This window comes from Pseudomonas sp. HP_08, assembly GCF_055284095.1.
This window is the reverse complement of the sequence record NZ_JBTOQC010000052.1, coordinates 251,478-269,499: the sequence shown is the minus strand read 5'-3', so window position 1 is coordinate 269,499 and position 18,022 is coordinate 251,478. Positions and strand designations below refer to the sequence as shown.

General features: G+C 63.2%; 18 protein-coding genes. 2 read left to right on the top strand and 16 right to left on the bottom strand.

Annotated features, from left to right (window positions below; all coding sequences use genetic code 11):
* Positions 1–16: 16 nt before the first annotated feature.
* The 13 genes from ACYAS9_RS28970 to hutC all read right to left on the bottom strand — a co-directional run bounded on the left by ACYAS9_RS28970 (position 17) and on the right by hutC (position 14,020).
* Positions 17–1,393: an amino acid permease gene (locus tag ACYAS9_RS28970; protein WP_463571933.1), complete on the bottom strand. Its 1,377-nt coding sequence runs from the start codon at positions 1,391–1,393 to the stop codon at positions 17–19.
* A gap of 95 nt (positions 1,394–1,488) precedes the next feature.
* Entirely contained in the window at positions 1,489–3,036 is a 1,548-nt protein-coding gene (gene hutH / locus ACYAS9_RS28965; protein WP_463571932.1) for a histidine ammonia-lyase, read from the bottom strand.
* A complete protein-coding gene (locus tag ACYAS9_RS28960) occupies positions 3,033–4,610 on the bottom strand; it encodes an HAL/PAL/TAL family ammonia-lyase (protein ID WP_463571931.1) in 1,578 nt (525 codons plus the stop codon). Before ACYAS9_RS28960 ends, hutH begins: the two co-directional genes overlap by 4 nt.
* Positions 4,611–4,622: 12 nt before the next feature.
* A complete protein-coding gene (locus ACYAS9_RS28955) occupies positions 4,623–5,453 on the bottom strand; it encodes a quaternary amine ABC transporter ATP-binding protein (protein WP_463571930.1) in 831 nt (276 codons plus the stop codon).
* Complete coding sequence (locus ACYAS9_RS28950; RefSeq protein ID WP_463571929.1) at positions 5,450–6,301, bottom strand: ABC transporter permease; 852 nt, start codon at positions 6,299–6,301, stop codon at positions 5,450–5,452. Before ACYAS9_RS28950 ends, ACYAS9_RS28955 begins: the two co-directional genes overlap by 4 nt.
* 61 nt (positions 6,302–6,362) lie before the next feature.
* On the bottom strand, positions 6,363–7,331 hold the full coding sequence (locus ACYAS9_RS28945; RefSeq protein WP_463571928.1) for an ABC transporter substrate-binding protein: 969 nt from the start codon (positions 7,329–7,331) through the stop codon (positions 6,363–6,365).
* A 96-nt stretch (positions 7,332–7,427) separates the two neighbouring features.
* A complete protein-coding gene (gene hutU, locus ACYAS9_RS28940) occupies positions 7,428–9,119 on the bottom strand; it encodes a urocanate hydratase (protein WP_463571927.1) in 1,692 nt (563 codons plus the stop codon).
* Positions 9,120–9,466: 347 nt separating this feature from the next.
* On the bottom strand, positions 9,467–10,165 hold the full coding sequence (locus ACYAS9_RS28935; RefSeq protein WP_463571926.1) for an anti-sigma factor: 699 nt from the start codon (positions 10,163–10,165) through the stop codon (positions 9,467–9,469).
* Positions 10,162–10,719, bottom strand: coding sequence for a sigma-70 family RNA polymerase sigma factor (locus ACYAS9_RS28930; protein ID WP_463571925.1), 558 nt, complete (start codon positions 10,717–10,719; stop codon positions 10,162–10,164). The genes ACYAS9_RS28935 and ACYAS9_RS28930 overlap by 4 nt, the downstream gene beginning before the upstream one ends.
* 97 nt (positions 10,720–10,816) lie before the next feature.
* Entirely contained in the window at positions 10,817–11,350 is a 534-nt protein-coding gene (locus ACYAS9_RS28925) for a DUF3455 domain-containing protein (RefSeq protein WP_463571924.1), read from the bottom strand.
* A gap of 117 nt (positions 11,351–11,467) precedes the next feature.
* Positions 11,468–12,643, bottom strand: coding sequence for a Na+/H+ antiporter NhaA (gene nhaA / locus ACYAS9_RS28920; RefSeq protein WP_463571923.1), 1,176 nt, complete (start codon positions 12,641–12,643; stop codon positions 11,468–11,470).
* Between the two features lie 31 nt (positions 12,644–12,674).
* Positions 12,675–13,274 carry a HutD/Ves family protein gene (locus tag ACYAS9_RS28915; RefSeq protein WP_463571922.1) on the bottom strand — a complete coding sequence of 200 codons (600 nt, stop codon included), beginning with the start codon at positions 13,272–13,274 and terminating at the stop codon, positions 12,675–12,677.
* A complete protein-coding gene (hutC, locus tag ACYAS9_RS28910) occupies positions 13,271–14,020 on the bottom strand; it encodes a histidine utilization repressor (RefSeq protein WP_463571921.1) in 750 nt (249 codons plus the stop codon). Before hutC ends, ACYAS9_RS28915 begins: the two co-directional genes overlap by 4 nt.
* Positions 14,021–14,161: 141 nt before the next feature.
* Here hutC and ACYAS9_RS28905 point away from each other — a divergent pair, with 141 nt between their 5' ends.
* Both ACYAS9_RS28905 and ACYAS9_RS28900 read left to right on the top strand, forming a co-directional pair.
* Positions 14,162–15,523, top strand: coding sequence for a formimidoylglutamate deiminase (locus ACYAS9_RS28905; protein WP_463571920.1), 1,362 nt, complete (start codon positions 14,162–14,164; stop codon positions 15,521–15,523).
* 183 nt (positions 15,524–15,706) lie between these two features.
* The gene (locus ACYAS9_RS28900) at positions 15,707–16,381 is read left to right on the top strand and encodes a hypothetical protein (protein WP_463571919.1); all 675 of its coding nucleotides are present in this window, start codon (positions 15,707–15,709) and stop codon (positions 16,379–16,381) included.
* An 84-nt stretch (positions 16,382–16,465) separates the two neighbouring features.
* On the opposite strand, the gene ACYAS9_RS28895 is transcribed toward ACYAS9_RS28900, so the two are convergent.
* From ACYAS9_RS28895 to ACYAS9_RS28885, 3 genes are all read right to left on the bottom strand, one after another.
* Complete coding sequence (locus ACYAS9_RS28895) at positions 16,466–17,035, bottom strand: lipocalin family protein (protein WP_463571918.1); 570 nt, start codon at positions 17,033–17,035, stop codon at positions 16,466–16,468.
* A 2-nt stretch (positions 17,036–17,037) separates the two neighbouring features.
* Positions 17,038–17,292 (bottom strand): outer membrane protein assembly factor BamE domain-containing protein, encoded by a 255-nt coding sequence (bamE, locus tag ACYAS9_RS28890; RefSeq protein WP_463571917.1) that lies wholly within the window; start codon positions 17,290–17,292, stop codon positions 17,038–17,040.
* Between the two features lie 124 nt (positions 17,293–17,416).
* A complete protein-coding gene (locus ACYAS9_RS28885; RefSeq protein WP_463571916.1) occupies positions 17,417–18,019 on the bottom strand; it encodes a DUF924 family protein in 603 nt (200 codons plus the stop codon).
* Positions 18,020–18,022 lie beyond the last annotated feature (3 nt).

Genomic DNA, 18,022 nt, shown 5'->3' with positions numbered 1-18,022 from the left:
AACGTTGTTTTGGACGTTATTTTGGCCGGGTCAGGGCCTTGGGCCTGACCCAGATGTAGTAGGCAATCACCAGCAGCGCCACCCAGGCGGCGCCGACCAGCAAGGCGGTGCGGCTGGCCGGGAACCAGCCCAGCACGCCGAAGATAAACACCATGAAGACGATGGCCAGCGCCGGGCCCCACGGCCAGAACGGCACCGGGAATTGCAGCGTGCTGACCTCGTCTGCGCTCATCGAGCGGCGCATGGCCACTTGCGTGATCAGGATCATCAGCCACACCCACACCGTGGCGAAGGTCGCCACCGAGGCGATCAACAGGAACAGGTTGTCCGGGATCAGGTAGTTGAGCACCACGCCCGCCAGCAGGGTCACGCCCATGACCACGGCGGTCATCCACGGCACGCCCTGGCTCGACAGACGAGCGAAACCGGCCGGTGCCTGACCGTCCTTGGCCATGCCGTACATGATGCGTCCGGCGCCGAAGACATCGCTGTTGATGGCCGACACGGCGGCCGAGATCACCACGATATTGAGCACGGTCGCGGCCTGCGACAGGCCAAGATTGCTGAAAATCTGTACGAACGGGCTGCCCTGGGTACCGATCTGGGTCCACGGGAACAGGCACATCACCACGAACAGGGTCAGCACATAGAACAGCAGGATGCGCAGCGGCACGGCGTTGATCGCCGCCGGCAGGCTGCGTTTCGGGTCCTTGGCTTCGCCGGCGGTGATGCCGATGATTTCGATGCCGCCAAAGGCGAACATCACCACAGCCAGCGAGGCAATCAGCCCGCCGATACCATTGGGCATGAAGCCGCCATGCGCCCACAGGTTGCTGATGCCGATCGGCGTGTCGCTGCTGACGCTGCCCAGGCCGAACAGCATGATCCCGGCACCGCCGAGAATCATCGCGATGATCGCGCTGACCTTGAGCAGCGACAGCCAGAATTCGGCCTCACCGAAGACCTTGACGTTGCACAGGTTCAGGGCTGCGATGAAGAACACGATGCTCAGCACCCAGATCCAGCGCGGCACCTCGGGAAACCAGAAGCCCATGTACATGCCGAAGGCGGTGATGTCGGCCAGGCAGACGATGATCATCTCGAAGGCATAGGTCCAGCCCAGCACAAAGCCCGACAGCGGCCCCAGATAACGGCTGGCGTAATGGCTGAACGAGCCCGAGACCGGGTCGTGCACGGCCATCTCACCCAGGGCGCGCATGACCATGAACACCGCAGCGCCGCCGATCAGATAAGCCAGCAGTACGGCGGGGCCGGCCTGCTGGATGGCGGCGGCCGAGCCGTAGAACAGGCCTGTGCCGATGGCCGAGCCCAGGGCCATGAAGCGGATGTGGCGGGCGGATAACCCGCGTTTCAAACCATCTTGTGACGTCATTTCAGGTCCATTCATTACTGGTATGGCAAATGGCTGCGAGAAACACCTTCCTGCAACCATTGGCCATGACGGGCTCTGTCAGACGGGTTTAAGCGTCACAGGCTCGGCAGCAGATGGGCAGGAACCAACGGGTTCAGGCATGTCGAGGACAACAGCGCGATTGCAGCTTCGATGTCCGGTGCGAAAAAGCGGTCCTTTTCATAGGACGGCACCTTGCTGCGCAGGGTGGCGCGGGCTTGCTCCAGCACGGGCGAGGTTTTCAGCCCGTTGCGCAAGTCCAGACCCTGGCACGCAGCCAGCCATTCTACGGCAAGAATGCCGCGAACGTTTTCCGCCATTTCCCACAGCCGCTTGCCGGCCGCCGGTGCCATCGACACATGGTCTTCCTGGTTGGCCGAGGTCGGCAGGCTGTCGACGCTGTGCGGGTGGGACAGTGCCTTGTTTTCACTGGCCAGCGCGGCGGCGGTGACCTGGGCAATCATGAAGCCCGAGTTGACCCCGCCATTGGCCACCAGAAACGGCGGCAACTGCGACATGTGCTTGTCCATCATCAACGAAATACGCCGCTCGCTCAGCGAGCCGATCTCGGCAATCGCCAGCGCCAGGTTGTCGGCGGCCATGGCAACCGGTTCTGCGTGGAAGTTACCGCCAGAGATCACTTCGTTTTCGGCGGCGAACACCAGCGGGTTGTCGGACACCGCGTTGGCTTCGATCTGCAGCACCTCGGCGGCCTGGCGCATCTGGGTCAGGCAGGCGCCCATGACCTGGGGCTGGCAGCGCAGCGAGTAAGGGTCCTGGACCTTGTCGCAGTTGCGGTGCGACTCGGACACTTCGCTGCGCGGGCCAAGCAGGTCGCGGTAGCCGGCAGCCACATCGATCTGCCCGCGCTGGCCACGGGCGGCGTGAATGCGGGCATCGAACGGCGAGCGCGAGCCCAGCACCGCCTCGACGGTCAGCGAGCCACAGACCATGGCGCCGGCGAACAGATCTTCGGCCTCGAACAGGCCGCGCAAGGCAAAGGCGGTCGACACCTGGGTGCCGTTAAGCAGTGCCAGACCTTCCTTGGCCGCCAGCGTCAGCGGTTGCAGGCCGGCCACCGCCAGCGCCTCACGGGCTTCGAGCCACTGGCCTTTATGCCGCGCTTTGCCTTCGCCGAGCAGCACCAGCGACATATGCGCCAGGGGCGCCAGGTCGCCGGAGGCGCCCACCGAACCCTTGAGCGGAATGTGCGGGTAGACCTCGGCGTTGATCAGCGCGACCAGCGCGTCGATCACCAGCCTGCGGATACCGGAGAAACCCCGCGCCAGGCTGTTGACCTTGAGCACCATGATCAGGCGCACCAGCGCATCGTCCAGCGGCTGGCCGACGCCGGCGGCATGCGACAGCACCAGCGAGCGTTGCAGGTTCTCGAGGTCTTCGCTGGCAATGCGCGTCGAGGCCAGCAGGCCGAAACCGGTGTTGATGCCGTAGGCGGTACGGTTTTCGGCAAGAATCTTCTCGACGCAGGCCACGCTTTGCTCGATCTGCTGGTCGGCGCTGCGGTCCAGGGTCAGCTTCACTGGCTGACTGAGGAGGTTGCGCAGTTGCACCAGCGAGAGTTGGCCGGGAATCAGCTCCAGGGTGTGGGCAGTGGGGGTGTTCACGATGCGGTTACTCCTGTTTGACCCAGTGCTTGTGGCACCTGATCGGGTGTCGATTGGCAGTGTTGGTAAATGCGTTGCAGCGCAGCGGGCTGCCTGAGCAGGGCGGCGCTGCTGGCGATATCCGGGGCCAGCCAGCGGTCTTGAGCATAAGGCTCGACCCGCTCACGCAGCAGGCGCCAGGCCAGGCCGGTGCCTGCGCCGAAGCCTTGCGCCTGGAGAAATTCGAAGGCCTGGGCGGCGAGCAGGTACTCGATGGCCAGAATCTGGGTCGCGTTGGCCAGCACCTTGTGCAGTTTCAGGGCAGCGCTGGTGCCCAGGCTCAGGTGATCTTCCTGCAGGCCGGAGGTGACGTAGTTATCCACAACCGCCGGTTGTGCCAGCTGGCGGTTTTCGGCGCACAACGAGGCGGCGACGTACTGCACGATCATCATCCCCGAATTGACGCCCGGCGCGCTGACCAGAAAGGCCGGCAGGCCGCTGACCAACGGATTGATCAGCCGGTCCAGGCGGCGCTCGGCAATCGAGCCCAATTCTGCGACGGCGATGCTCAGCAGGTCGGCGGCCATGGCCACCGATTGCCCGTGGGGGTTGGCCTGGGACACCACCCGGTAAGCCTGCGGGGTGCCCAGCAGCAGCGGGTTGTCGGTGGCCGAGTTGAGTTCGGTCTCGATCTGCACAATGGCATGGGCCAGTTGATCGCGGCTGGCGCCATGCACCTGCGGAATCGAGCGGATGCTCAAGGCATCCTGTGTGCGAATGCCCTGGCTGGTCGCCAGCACTTCACTGCCGGCCAGCAAGGCGCGCAGGTTGCGACCCACCTGCTGCATGCCGGGATGTGGCTTGAGGCTGAGAATACTGTCGTCGAAGGCATCGAGCTGGCCGCGCAAGGCTTCGAAGGTCATGGCACCGATCACATCGGCCCACTGCGCCAGCTGTTCGGCATCGGCAATCGCCAGGCAGGCAAGGCCGGTCATGCACGGCGTGCCGTTGACCAGGCACAGCCCGTCCTTGGCACCCAGCTCCACCGGCGTCAGGCCTTCGGCTTCAAGCGCCTGGCTGGCGGCGACGATCTGCCCGCGATGGCTGACCTGGCCGACACCCAGCAGGGCAATGCCGACATGGGCCATATGGGTCAGATAACCCACAGAGCCCTGGGACGGCACGTGCGGGGTGATGCCATGGTTGAGCAGGGCCAGCAGGCCTTCGACCACCTGGCGATGCACACCGGAGTGGCCCTGGCTGTAATTGATGATCGCGGCACAGATGATCGCCCGGGTCTGCTCGTCGGCCAGCGCCGGGCCGACGCCGCAGGCATGGCTGAGCAGGGTATTGCGCGACAGCTGGCTGAGCTGGGCGTCTTGCAGCGACACATTGCACAGCGCGCCCAGGCCGGTGTTGACGCCATAGGCGCGTTCGCCGCTGGCGACGATGCGTTGCACGATGGCCTGGGCATTGTCGATGCGCGCCCAGGCGGCGGTCGACAGTGCCAATGGCGCACCGTCGCGGGCAACGGCCACCACGTCCTGCCAGGTAACCTGCGCCTCACCGATGAGAATCTGTTGTGCTCGCGGCATCGACCGTTGTCCTTACAGGGTTGCCACGCGCCGCTGCACGAAACGATCGACATAATCGTCAGCAGGCGAGTGGAGGATTTCTTTGGGAGTGCCGACCTGGATCAGCCGGCCATCCTTGAGGATCGCAATGCGGTTACCGATGCGCACCGCTTCATCGAGGTCATGCGTGATGAACACGATGGTCTTGTGCAGGGTCGATTGCAGTTCGAGCAACTGGTCCTGCATCTCGGTACGGATGAGCGGGTCGAGGGCGCTGAACGCCTCGTCCATCAGGATGATGTCGGTATCGGCCGCCAGTGCCCGGGCCAGGCCGACCCGCTGGCGCATGCCGCCTGACAGCTGGTGCGGGTATTTGCCCTCATAACCCTTGAGCCCGACGGTGGTGATCCAGTGCAGGGCGCGCTCCTTGCTGAACGCCTTGTCTTCGCCGCGCACTTTCAGGCCGTAGGCGACGTTGTCGAGTACGGTCTTGTGCGGCAGCAGGCCGAAACTCTGGAACACCATGCTGATCTTGCGCCGCCGAAACTCGCGCAGGGCTTCTGTGTCGTAGCGCAGGATGTCTTCGCCATCGACCAGAATCTCGCCACTGGTAGGATCGATCAGCCGGTTGAAATGGCGCACCAGCGTCGATTTGCCGGAGCCGGACAAGCCCATGATGACGAAGATTTCGCCGCTGGCGATGCTCAGCGACAGGTCGTTGACCCCGACCACGCAGCCGGTGTCGGCCAGAACCTGATCCTTGCTGCGGCCCTGACGAATCATGGCCAGGGCGGCGTCGGGACGGTTGCCGAAAATCTTGAAGACGTTGTTGATGACGATCTTGCTGGCAGGCTCGCTGATCATTTGTGTGCCTCATGCCGTGGCCGGCCATAGGCCTGAGTGATGCGGTCGATGACGACCGCGAGAATGACAATCGCCAGACCCGCTTCCAGCCCGCGACCCACGTTGAGGGTCTGGATACCGACCAGCACATCTTCGCCCAGGCCGCGGGCACCGATCATCGAGGCGATCACCACCATCGACAGGGCCATCATGGTGGTCTGGTTGATGCCGGCCATGATGCTTGGCAGGGCCAGGGGCAATTGCACGCCGAACAGTTGCTGCCAGCGATTGGCACCAAAGGCGTTGATCGCTTCCATGACTTCGCCGTCTACCTGGCGGATACCCAGGTCGGTCAGGCGGATCAGCGGCGGGGCGGCGTAGATCACCGTGGCGAAAATCGCCGGCACCTTGCCCAGGCCGAACAGCATCAGCACCGGGATCAGGTACACGAAGCTGGGCATGGTCTGCATGATGTCCAGCAGCGGCATCAGCACCGAGCGCAAGCGGTTGCTGCGCGCCGACAGGATGCCCAGCGGAATGCCGATCAGCACCGCGATCAACGTCGACACCAGCATCAGCGCCAGGGTCTGCATCAGCTTGTCCCAAAGCCCCACGGCGCCGACCAGAAACAGCAGGCCGACGATCACGGCGGTGGTGAAGACCTTACGCGTGGCATGCCAGGTAATCGCGCCGACAATCAGCAGCATCAGCCACCAGGGCGCCATGCGCAGCAGGCTTTCGAGGTTGACGATGGCCCAGAGCAGGGTGTCGGAAATGTGCCTGAACACATCGCCGTACTCGGTCACCAGAGAATCGACCCCGGCATTGACCCAGTCGGCGATGGAGAACGTAAAGCTTTCGGGGAACATAAGCGGCTCTCAACGTGGGAGTGGCCAGCCGGCCCGGCGCAATGGCCGGGCAGGCCTTGGATTACAGCGCTGCGTCGATCTTTTTCGCGGCGTCTTCGCTGACCCATGAGTGCCAGATTTGCGGATGTTCCTTGAGAAAGATCTTCGCCAGTTTAGGCGCTTCGATCCGTTCCTTGGCCATGCGGCCCAGGTTCTCGTTGAGCAGGTCGATCGGCAGGTTGACCTTCTCGAGCACCGCGATCAGCTCCGGCGCCTGTTCATTGAACGCTTTGGACACGCCGACCTTGATCTCGATGGTCTTGTTCACCCCGGCTTTCTCTTCCAGGCGCACCAGGTCAACCTGGCCCATCAGCGGCGTCGGTGACCAGTAATAGGTCAGGATCGGCTCGCCGCGCTTGTAGCTGGACAGGATCGCGGCATCCAGCGCAGGGCCCGTGCCGGGACGGAAGTTGGTGTAGCTGCTTTCCAGGCCGTAGCTCTTGAGCATTTCGCTGTTGTCCAGCTCGCAGGTCCAGCCGGCCGGGCAATTGTAGAAACGGCCCTTGCCCGGCTCTTCCTGATCCTTGAACACACTGGCGTAACGTGGCAGGTCGCTGACCGCCTTGAGATCGGGTGCTTTGGCTGGCAGCTTGCGCTTGGCATCGCCTTCGATCACATAGCGCGGCACATACCAGCCCTCGACCGCGCCGACCACCGGGGCGCCGATGCCCACGACCTTGCCGGCAGCGGCGGCCTTGTTCCAGACCTCGCTGCGCCCGACCCATTCCTCGGCGAACACCTGGATATCGTTGGTGCCCAGCGCGTTTTCCATGGCAATCGAGTTACCGGGCAGGGTATCGACCTTGCAGTCGTAACCCTTGTCCAGCACCACCTGCATGATTTCGGTCAGCAGCATGCCGCTTTCCCAGTTCAGGCCGGCGAACTTCACCGGCTTCCCCGATTCACACCAGCCTGCCGCCTGGCTCGCGCCTGCGCTGGCGAACAAACCTGTGACAACCAGCGTGCGCAGCAGGTTTTTCTTGATCTTCATTGTCGATGCTCCTAAGCCTCAAAAAGGATGACGGCAGTGCAAACAGGCATCCGGCCTGCGGACCTGTGGCGCCCTTCCCGGGCGCCGGTGCAACCTTCAGATCATCGGCAGGTTCAAGCCCTGCTCTTTGGCGCAATCGATAGCAATCTGGTAACCGGCATCGGCATGGCGCATGACGCCGGTGGCCGGGTCGTTATGCAATACGCGGGCAATGCGCGCAGCGGCCTCGTCGGTGCCGTCGCAGACAATGACCATGCCCGAATGCTGCGAGAAGCCCATGCCCACGCCGCCGCCGTGGTGCAGCGACACCCAGGTCGCGCCGCTGGCGGTGTTGAGCAGGGCGTTGAGCAGCGGCCAGTCGGAGACGGCATCGGAGCCGTCGCGCATGGCTTCGGTTTCGCGGTTGGGGCTGGACACCGAGCCGGAGTCCAGATGGTCGCGGCCAATGACCACCGGTGCCGACAGCTCGCCGCTGCGTACCATTTCGTTGAACGCCAGACCCAGCTTGGCGCGCTGGCCCAGGCCGACCCAGCAGATGCGCGCCGGCAAGCCCTGGAAGCTGATGCGCTCGCGGGCCATGTCGAGCCAGTTGTGCAGGTGCGCGTCGTCGGGGATCAGTTCCTTGACCTTGGCGTCGGTCTTGTAGATGTCCTGCGCATCGCCCGACAGCGCCGCCCAGCGGAACGGGCCGATGCCACGGCAGAACAGCGGGCGGATATAGGCCGGCACGAAGCCTGGGAAATCAAAGGCGTTGCTCACGCCCTCTTCCTTGGCCATCTGGCGAATGTTGTTGCCGTAGTCGAAGGTCGGTACGCCGGCCTTCTGGAAGGCCAGCATGGCCTCGACGTGTTCGGCCATCGACTGCTTGGCGGCCTTGACCACGGCAGCAGGTTCGCTGAGGGCGCGGGCGCGGTACTCGTCCCAGCTCCAGCCTTTGGGCAGGTAGCCATTGAGCGGGTCGTGGGCGCTGGTCTGGTCGGTGACCATGTCCGGGCGCACGCCACGGCGGACCATTTCGGGCAGCAGTTCGGCGGCGTTGCCGTGCAGGGCAATCGAGATCGCCTTGCCTTCGGCGGTGTAGCGGGCCAGGCGCGCCAGGGCGTCGTCGAGGTTGTCGGCCTGTTCGTCGACATAGCGGGTCTTGAGGCGAAAATCGATGCGGCTCTGCTGGCACTCGATGTTCAGCGAGCAGGCGCCGGCCAGGGTCGCGGCCAGCGGTTGCGCGCCGCCCATGCCGCCCAGGCCTGCAGTCAATACCCAGCGGCCCTTGAGGCTGCCGCCGTAATGCTGGCGCCCGGCTTCGACGAAGGTTTCATAGGTGCCCTGAACGATGCCCTGGCTGCCGATGTAGATCCAGCTGCCGGCGGTCATCTGGCCGTACATGGCCAGGCCCTTGGCATCCAGCTCGTTGAAGTGTTCCCAGTTGGCCCAGTGCGGCACCAGGTTGGAGTTGGCGATCAGCACCCGTGGCGCATTGCTGTGGGTCTTGAACACGCCGACCGGCTTGCCGGACTGCACCAGCAGGGTTTCGTCGTCTTCAAGATGGGTCAGGCTTTCGACGATCTTGTCGTAGCACTCCCAGTTGCGCGCCGCACGGCCGATGCCGCCGTAGACCACCAGTTCGTTGGGGTTCTCGGCCACTTCCGGGTCAAGGTTGTTCATCAGCATGCGCAGCGGGGCTTCGGTCAGCCAGCTCTTGGCGGTCAGTTGCGTACCACGGGCAGCGCGCACTTCAACGTCACGGTGGCGGGTCCAGTCTTGCGTGCGGTCCTGATTGTTCTGGGTCACAAGAAAATCCTCGGCGGTCGATCCAAACCAGCCCGCGACGGGGCGGGAAGCAGTGGGAGAGTAGTCAGGTTCAGACTGGCGGTAACAGGCGTAACCTGTGCACTCAGTTGAACACGTCTCTACTTGTACATACAAGCATATGCAATTGAAGGGCCAGTTGTAAATCAGACCACGAGGGTTTGCGGCAAAGCCCCGTATTCAAAGGGGATCGGCGAAAGAGAAGGGCAGACAAGCGAGAGGCGATAACGCGGTGATCGAGAGGGCGCGCATCGAATTGGGGCGTTGAGTAACAGAATGGTGCGCGTGATGTGTGGAGCGGCGCACCTTCTGTTCTGCAAGAAACCGGCTTAAATCACCTTCACGGCCCGGCCAATGAACTGGATCGGTCCGGTCGGTTTACCGGTCGGTGAGCCGGTCGGGTTTTCCAGGGTCAGCTCGAACAGCTGGTTAGGCTGCAAGGCGGGCAGTTGGTCCAGTGGCACGCGCAAGGTCTGGCCTGGTTTGACCAGGCCCAGCGAGACCGGGCCTTGCCAATCGTCGCCCTTGGTCCAGAACTCCAGCGCCTTGTCGCTCGGCACTTCGGTAACGCCCAGCGGAATCAGTTGAATCTGTTGCGTGTCGCGGGTCTGGATGACCCAGCCCGGCGCCTTGTCTTGTGGCGCTACCAGCACCACTAGATACGACGGCTGATCGACCGGCGGACGAATCAACAGCATCGTGCCCAGCACCAGCGAGGCTGCCAGGCCTGCGCCCGCCAGCCCGCGCCACAAGCCCAGGCTGTCGCGCCAGCGCCGTGCGCTGGAGATCGGTCGCACCGAATCCGGCAGGCTGCGCTCGATGCGTGTCCACAGGCTGGCCGAGGGTTGCACCGGTTCGGCCAGATCGGTCAGCGGCAGCAACCGTGCTTCCCAGGCATCGACTGCCGCCTGCAACGCCGGCTCAAGCGGCAGGCGCCGCTCGACCTCGGCGCGTTCGGCCGCCGATAAGGTGCCCAGCACATATTCGCCCGCCAGTTCATCGAGTTCGCGGTCGGGTGTTGTATTCAACCCATGCACTCCCGCAAGGCAGCCAGGCTGCGTTTGATCCAGGCTTTGACCGTGCCCAGTGGCGCGCCAACCTTCTGCGCGATCTGTTGATGCGTGTAACCGTCGACATAGGCCTGGCACACGCAGTGACGGCGTACCGGCTCCAGTTGGTCCAGGCAATGCTGCAAACGCCCGGGATTGACCTGCCAGTCGAAGGCATCGCTTGCGCCCTGCCAGCCTTCCAGCGTTGCAGCAGCCGAGGGTTCATCGTCTTCGGCCGGCACTTCGCGAGCGCTGTTGCGCACCTGGTTGAGGGCCAGATGGCGCGTAATGGTAAAGATCCAGCCCCGCGCCGAGCCGCGTTGCGCGTCGAAGCTGTGGGCCTGGGTCCAGACCTTGATAAAGGCGTCATGCACGATGTCTTCTGCCCGTGCCCGATCACGCACGATGCGCAGGACAACGCCCAGTAGCCGGGCGCTTTCCTGATGATAAAGACGCTGCAGGGCCTGGCGCTCGCCGCGCGCGCAGGCCTGGAGTGTGGCTTCGTAGTCGAACTGCGATTCGAATGAGGTCAAGTCAATCCGCCGTCAATGGATTACTGCGACCTCGATCGAGGCTGCCGCGCAGCAGCATAGCCTACTGGCAGCGCGGCATCATCGTCGTGAAACACAATCAGTTGCTGGACCAGAAAATGTAGTCGGCCTGGTACTTGACCACTTCCTTGGCGCCCTTGTTGCTCTCGCCGCAGGCGCTGCTCGGGGCCACGCCGCCTTTGAGGGCCGTGCGCTGGATGTGGGTCACGCCGGTCAGTACGCCCTTGCCTTCGGCCGGGTTGGCCTTGACCAGTTGATAAGGCAGGTTGCCAGCGCTGGACGGTGCCACGGCGAGCTGGGTGCCGGTCAGCTTCGAGCCGTCCTTGCTTTCCCAAGTGGCGGGCGGGCCGTAGTAGCTGCCGACGGCCTTGCCGCTGCGGTCATTGAGTACGGCTTTGGGGCCGACGAAGGTCCATTCCAGCTTATTGGCGTTGGCGGCGTTGACCTTGCATTCGTAGGTGATTTCACCCACGCCCGTGGTTTCCAGAGTGACCTTGTGGCCCGCCGGCACCCGCACGCTTTCGGGCAGATCGGCCTGGGCAAAGGCCGCCGGGGTCAGGCAGGCGAATGTCAGGGTGGTTGTAGCCAGGCAGAGCAAGCGTTTTGCGTTCATGCACATTTCTCCAGAAAGTTGGACCGCGCTCAGCAACTCATGGGCTGCTGTGAGGTACTACACGCGGGACAACGATCTGGATGCAGCTGATTGAAAATATTTTTTCAGCCCGTATTTTCAGCCCGGCTTATGCGCGCTGCGCAGCACCAGCATGCCGACGATGGCGGCCAGGAACGAGCCCATCAATACGCCGACCTTGACCTCGTCGATCAGGTGCGGCGCGCCGGGGAAAGCCAGGTTGCCGATGAACAGGCTCATGGTGAAACCGATGCCGCACAGGATCGCCACGCCATACAGTTGCAGCCAGTTGCTGGCTTGCGGCAACACCGCAAGGCCTGCACGAATCGCCAGCCAGGCTGCGAGAAACACGCCGATCTGCTTGCCGACGAACAGCCCCAGCGCCACGCCCAGCGGCACCGGGTCGATGAGGTTTTCGGCGGAAATGCCGGCCAGCGATACGCCGGCATTGGCAAAGCCGAAGATCGGCACGACGGCAAACGCCACCCAGCCGTGCAGTTTTTCTTCAAGGAACAACAGCGGCGAGCGCGCTTCGTCTTTCTCGCTGTTGAGCGGAATGCACAGCGCCAGCGCGACGCCGGCCAGTGTCGCGTGTACGCCGGACTTGAGCACCAGCACCCACAGCAGCGCGCCGAGCAGCAGGTAAGGCAGCAGGCGATTGACCTTCAGGCGGTTCATGACGATCAGCACCGCCAGAGTGGCGAAGGCGGCCAGCAGCATCGGGATGTTCAGGCCGCTGCTGTAGAACAGCGCGATGATGGTCACCGCGCCCAGGTCATCGAGGATTGCCAGGGCGGCGAGGAAGACTTTCAGCGAGGTCGGCACCCGTTTACCGAGCAGCGACAGCACGCCCAGGGCAAAGGCGATGTCGGTGGCCGCCGGAATCGCCCAGCCGCTCAGGGTCTGCGCGTTGCCCCAGTTGACCGCCAGATAGATCAGCGCCGGCACCAGCATGCCGCCCAGCGCAGCAAAGCCGGGCAGGGCGCGTTGCTCCCAGGTGGCCAGGCCGCCGGCCAGTACTTCGCGCTTGATCTCCAGGCCGACCATCAGAAAGAAGATCGCCATCAGCCCGTCGTTGATCCAAAGCTCCAGCGACAACCCCAGCCAGACCGTGTGCAGGGCGGCAAAGTAACTGTCGGCCAGCGGGCTGTTGGCGACGATCAGGGCCGCCAGCGCAGCCAGCATCAGAATGATGCCGCCAGCGGCCTCGGAGTGCAGAAAACTGGTCAGCAGGGCAATGGCGCGAGGGGATTCTTGGCGGGGGAACTGGCTCATGGGTTTCCTGAAAAGCGGTACAGCGCGAGCGTCAATGCTCGCCCAGGGCGGTGAGTTCGATCAGGCAGCAGCGGCTGGCGGCCGGCGCCTGTAGCTCGATGTCCAGCAGGTTGCCGGCGTTGTCGATGCGCAGGCAGTCATGATGGCCGAGAACATCCCAGGGCCCATCGTTGACGCTGCTGGCCAGTTGCTGGGCCGCGCTGAACAGCAGCAGTGTGCTGGCCGAGCTGAACAGGCGTTGCGGCTGGCGCACATCCAGCCAGTGCAGGCGGGCGGCAAAGCGCCGCGGATTATAGATCAGATTGAAATCACGGATCGGCCCACGCAACAATTTGCAATCGACCTGGCTGTCACCGCTGAAGGCCAGCGGATCGGAAGCCTGAAGAGGCCTGCTGTCCTTGCCGTCGACGGTCAGGATCATGCCGTTGCCTTGCAGCACGGTGATGATCCGCTGGTAGCCTGCGAACACCGAGAAGCTGCCGCTGGCTTCGATATCGGCAATCGACACGCGCCAGCCAAAACCGTCGAGCGCGTTGCCTGCGTCGCGGGTGATTTCTTCAGTGCTGCCGCCGCCGTTTTTCCAGGGCATGCGTGGGTAGTCGGCGGCGCGGAGCAGGGTCGTCTTGGTCAATTGCTGAAGCGTCCTTCCAGGCGGTGGCGGGAACCCGGGTGGATCAGCCGCGCGGCGGTGACCGGCTGGCGTCCTGACCAGGTACGACGGCGAATCAACAGGCACGGCTCGCCGGCCTCGATTTGCAGCAGCTTGCATTCATCGGCATCGGCCAGAATCGCCTCGACCACGTGCTCGCCTTCGGTCAACGGCGCGACCTGGGACAGGTAGGCGTAGGGCGTCTGGCGGGTGAAGTCTTGTTGCAGATAGTCGGGGGCGACCAGCGCGTTGACGAAGCGGTCCTCGATCTGCACGGCAATGTCGTTCTCGTAATGCACGATCAGCGAGTGAAAGACCTTCTGGCCCTCGCGCATGTCCAGCGCCACGGCGCGCTCGGAACCGGCCGGTTCTTCTTGCAAAAGGATCACCCGGCAGCTGTGGCGATGGCCACGGGCGGCGATCTCATCGGCGATGTTATGAACCTCGAACAGTGCCGACTGGGTCTTGGGCTCGGCCACAAACGTGCCGACACCCTGCATGCGCACCAGCAGGCCATCGGCGGTCAGCTCGCGCAGGGCGCGGTTGATGGTCATGCGGCTGAAGCCCAGCTCGGTGACCAGCTCACTCTCCGACGGTACGCGATGATGCGGCGGCCAGGTTCCGCTCTGGATCTGCTGGATGATCATCTGCTTGACCCGGGCGTACAGCGGCGCCGGACTTTCGCTCAGATGGGCAGTCAGCGGCGAGGTGGCGGGCGGGGTCGGCAAAGTGAAAGTCCTTGTGTGAGGATCGAAACAGCCACCACGCTAACCATTAACCCGGGGCGCGGCAAGTACGCCGGAGTTTACCGGCTGAGCAAACGCCTGTATATGTATATACAAGTGATTTCCCAATGAGGTGTTAAGTCGATGGCTGCCTATTTTGCCGAGTGTGCTTTGCTGCCAGAAGGGTGGGCCCGCGATGTGCGGCTTGAAGTCGACGCGCAAGGCGTATTGACCTCGATTCAGGCCAATGCTGCGCCCGAGGGCGCCGAGCGCCTGGCGGGTCCTGTGTTGCCAGGCATGCCCAATCTGCATTCGCATGCTTTCCAGCGGGCCATGGCGGGGCTGGCCGAGGTGGCCGGGCGACCGGACGACAGCTTCTGGACCTGGCGCGACCTCATGTACCGCCTGGTTGGCCAGATCAGCCCCGAGCAACTGGAAATCATCGCCCGCCAGCTGTACATCGAGATGCTCAAGGCCGGCTACACCTCGGTGGCCGAATTTCACTATGTGCACCACGACGTCAATGGCCAGCATTATGCCGACCCGGCCGAGCTTGCCTTGTGCATCAGCCGGGCGGCGCGCAGTGCCGGTATCGGCCTGACCCTGCTGCCGGTGCTTTACAGCCATTCAGGCTTTGGCGGCCAGGCGCCGAATTCCGGCCAGCGACGTTTTATCCACAGCACCGACAGTTATCTCGACCTGCAGGCGCGCCTGCACACCGCTCTGGCGCAGCAGCCGGCGCAGCGGCTCGGCCTGTGCTTTCACTCGCTGCGCGCGGTCACGCCCTGGCAGATCGACGAAGTGCTGGTGGCCGGCCACCGCCAGAGCCCGGTGCATATCCACATCGCCGAGCAACAGAAAGAAGTCGACGACTGTCTGGCCTGGAGTGGCCGGCGGCCTTTGCAGTGGCTGTTCGAGCATGCGCCGGTGGACCAGCGCTGGTGCCTGGTACACGCCACCCACGCCAATCCCGATGAAGTGCAGTTGATGGCGCAAAGCGGCGCGGTGGCCGGCTTGTGCCTGACCACCGAGGCCAATCTGGGCGACGGGATCTTTCCCGCCGTGGATTACCTGAGCCAGGGCGGACGCTGGGGCATTGGCTCGGACAGCCATGTGTCCCTGAGCGTGGTCGAGGAGCTGCGCTGGCTGGAATATGGCCAGCGCCTGCGTGACCAGCGCCGTAACCGTTTGTACCGCAGCGACCAGCCCATGGTCGGCCGCACGCTGTACGACGCCGCCCTTGCCGGTGGCGCGCAGGCGCTGGGCCAGCCGGTCGGGCGCCTTGCGGTCGGGCAGCGTGCCGACTGGCTGGTGCTTGATGGCCAGGACCCTTATGTGGCCAGTGCCACGCAGGATGCGATTCTCAACCGCTGGCTGTTTGCAGGCGGCGACCGGCAAGTGCGCGACGTGATGGTCAACGGCCAATGGGTGATCCGCGAAGGACACCACGCACAAGAACGCCAGAGCGCCGAGGCGTTCGGGCGGGTGTTGAAAGCGTTGTTGTAAGTGGCAAGGTGAGTGAAAGCGCAGTCGCCTATGGGGGGAATGCCTCTAGAGTGGCGATTGGCGTGCAACGAAAAAACCCACCGAAAGGTGGGTTTTAGTGAAGCTCTTTTTCATCTGTCCGTGGGGGGAGGTTTTCACCCGCGTTACCCTCGGCTAGTGAAGGCACTCTAAGGACAAGCAGTCGTGACGTCAATCAATAGCTCTCTGCCAGAGGCCGTCCTTCGGCGCCTGCTTTCTACCCCGCGGTTTGAAACCTATACCCAGGCCGCGCAGCGTGCGGGCTACCAGGCTGGAGATGCAGTTACGTTGTACGCCTGGAATGCCAGGGTTGCCGGCGCAATGCTCGCCCCCCTTCATCTCTGCGAGATTGCTATTCGCAATGCTGTAGCTGAAGCGCTTGAAATAGTGCACGGCCCGCGATGGCCCTGGATCCGTGGCTTTGAGGTGAGTCTGCCAAACCCGGGAAAAGGGTATTCGCAACGACAGGATTTAAACCTGACACGCAGTCGAGCCCAAACCACTGACAGGGTTGTCGTAGAACTCAAGTTTGCATTCTGGGAAAGCATGTTTACCAGCCGGCATGACAATCGGATCTGGAGTCCTCACTTGTTTACGGTGCTGCCAAACCTCGCATCTTCTCTAGCTGTGCCGACACATCGACTTCAGTTAGCGGCCGATTTAAAGGCCATTCGGTTGCTTCGTAATCGGATAGCGCACCACGAGCCGATATTCGTCCGTAATCTTGCAGATGACCTTGCGAAAGCCCATGCGCTTGTCGATGCACGCTGTCCGGCAACAGCCGCATGGCTAATAAGCGACACGACGGCAACGGCCGCGATACAGGCACGACCGTTTTAAGGCAATAACAAGCAGTTGCCATTTATCGCTAGCAGCGTTGTTTTCCACAGGCCTGCGTCAATCCTCAGCCGATCGGGATTGTTATCAACGGGCAATTTTCGAGTCCGGCGTACGCCAGATCAGGCGGCTGGTGTCGTAGCCTTGCTGGCGGGCGTTGCTGAGCATTTCCTGCTTGAGCCATTCCGGCACGGTCGGGGTGCGCGACAGCAGCCACAGATATTTGCGATTCGGGTTGCCGACCAGTGCGGTCTTGTAGTGCTCGTCGACGTGCAGCACCCAGTAATCGCCCTTGGCGACCCAGGGCAGCAGGCTGGTGAACCAGTTGTCGAACACCACCCACAGCTTGTCGGTCTTGCCCGGCACTTGCGGGGACGCGGTACCTTTGGCTTCTTGCCACTCGCCGTCCAGCGTGCGGCAGCGGTTGGTCACCGCGACATTGCCGTCGTCCTTCAGCGCGTAATGAGCTTCTGACTGGGCGCAATCGCGCTGAAAGTACAGCGGCAGACGCGCCAGTTCGTACCAGGTGCCCTGATAGCGTTTCAGGTCGATCTGGCCTGCGGTCTTGGGGTCGAGATTTTCGGCTGACTGAGCGAAGCCGATGACCAGAAAGCTTGCCAGCACTACAAGGGCAAAATTCAGCAGTCGGATCGCCATGCTTATTTCAGGCCTTGCCCGGAGAACATCACCACCTTGTCGCCCGCGTATTGCACGCTGATGAAGGTTTGTTCGTTGCCCCACGTACAGCTTGAAATGCCAAGGGCGCCTGAGCATTCGGTCGGGCTGCCGAGTAATTCATCGACCTGCCCTTTAGGCATGCCGGCCGACAGTTTCGAATAGTTTTCCTGGTTGATCTTGTTGCACGCGCCCAACAGCACAAGCGATGCCAGCAACGCTACGTAACGCAAAAACATGGGGTCAAGCTCCTGAAGGGATGACGCGGCGCAGCCTGATGAGGCTGTACCGAGAGCTTGGAGGCGTAAAAGTCGATCTGGTTCCCACCGCAGAAAAGGATTTCTCCTACAGCAGCTCTGCCGTCTAGAAGCCTGAGCCAGGCGTCTTGAGAAACTCGGTTTCTTCTGGCGTAGAGGCGCGGCCCAGAAGGGCATTGCGATGTGGAAAGCGCCCGAAACGGGCAATGATGCGCTGGTGGCGTTCGGCGTAATCCAGGCTTTGCCGGAAGTAGGCGCGCTCGCTGTCGGGCAGCAGCTGCACGAGGCCGGCAAAACAGGCGATGGCCCGATTCTGGTCGTCCAGGTCTTCGCTGTGTTCCAGCACCAGGTACACGAATGTGCGTTGCAGGGGTGTCAGTTGCAGGTCCAGCCCGGTGTGCAGGCCTTCGCGCAGCAGCGTTTGCGCACGGGCATCTCCGGCATAAGCCTGTGCGGTGTCGCGGTGGATCATGCGCGGCAACTGGTCGAGCAGCAGAATCAGCCCAAGCCAGCCTTGAGGGTGCGTGGCACAGTCCTGCAGGCCGCCCGCCAATGCGTTTTGCACCAGCACACCGAAGCGCTCGCGCGCCTCGGTGTCATTGGCTTCACGCTTGCCAAACCACAGCGCGCCCTTGGCCCTGGCCGCCTCGGCAGGCGATTCGGCCGGGCCGAACCACCAGAGCAGCAGCGGATCCCAGGGCGCGCTCATGAT

Coding starts and splice junctions, on each gene's coding strand:
- ACYAS9_RS28970 (WP_463571933.1), bottom strand. CDS start 1,393: ATGACGTCACAAGATGGTTTGAAACGCGGGTTATCCGCCCGCCACATC.
- ACYAS9_RS28960 (WP_463571931.1), bottom strand. CDS start 4,610: ATGCCGCGAGCACAACAGATTCTCATCGGTGAGGCGCAGGTTACCTGG.
- ACYAS9_RS28955 (WP_463571930.1), bottom strand. CDS start 5,453: ATGATCAGCGAGCCTGCCAGCAAGATCGTCATCAACAACGTCTTCAAG.
- ACYAS9_RS28950 (WP_463571929.1), bottom strand. CDS start 6,301: ATGTTCCCCGAAAGCTTTACGTTCTCCATCGCCGACTGGGTCAATGCC.
- ACYAS9_RS28945 (WP_463571928.1), bottom strand. CDS start 7,331: ATGAAGATCAAGAAAAACCTGCTGCGCACGCTGGTTGTCACAGGTTTG.
- ACYAS9_RS28925 (WP_463571924.1), bottom strand. CDS start 11,350: ATGAACGCAAAACGCTTGCTCTGCCTGGCTACAACCACCCTGACATTC.
- nhaA (WP_463571923.1), bottom strand. CDS start 12,643: ATGAGCCAGTTCCCCCGCCAAGAATCCCCTCGCGCCATTGCCCTGCTG.
- ACYAS9_RS28905 (WP_463571920.1), top strand. CDS start 14,162: ATGGCTGCCTATTTTGCCGAGTGTGCTTTGCTGCCAGAAGGGTGGGCC.
- ACYAS9_RS28895 (WP_463571918.1), bottom strand. CDS start 17,035: ATGGCGATCCGACTGCTGAATTTTGCCCTTGTAGTGCTGGCAAGCTTT.
- bamE (WP_463571917.1), bottom strand. CDS start 17,292: ATGTTTTTGCGTTACGTAGCGTTGCTGGCATCGCTTGTGCTGTTGGGC.
- ACYAS9_RS28885 (WP_463571916.1), bottom strand. CDS start 18,019: ATGAGCGCGCCCTGGGATCCGCTGCTGCTCTGGTGGTTCGGCCCGGCC.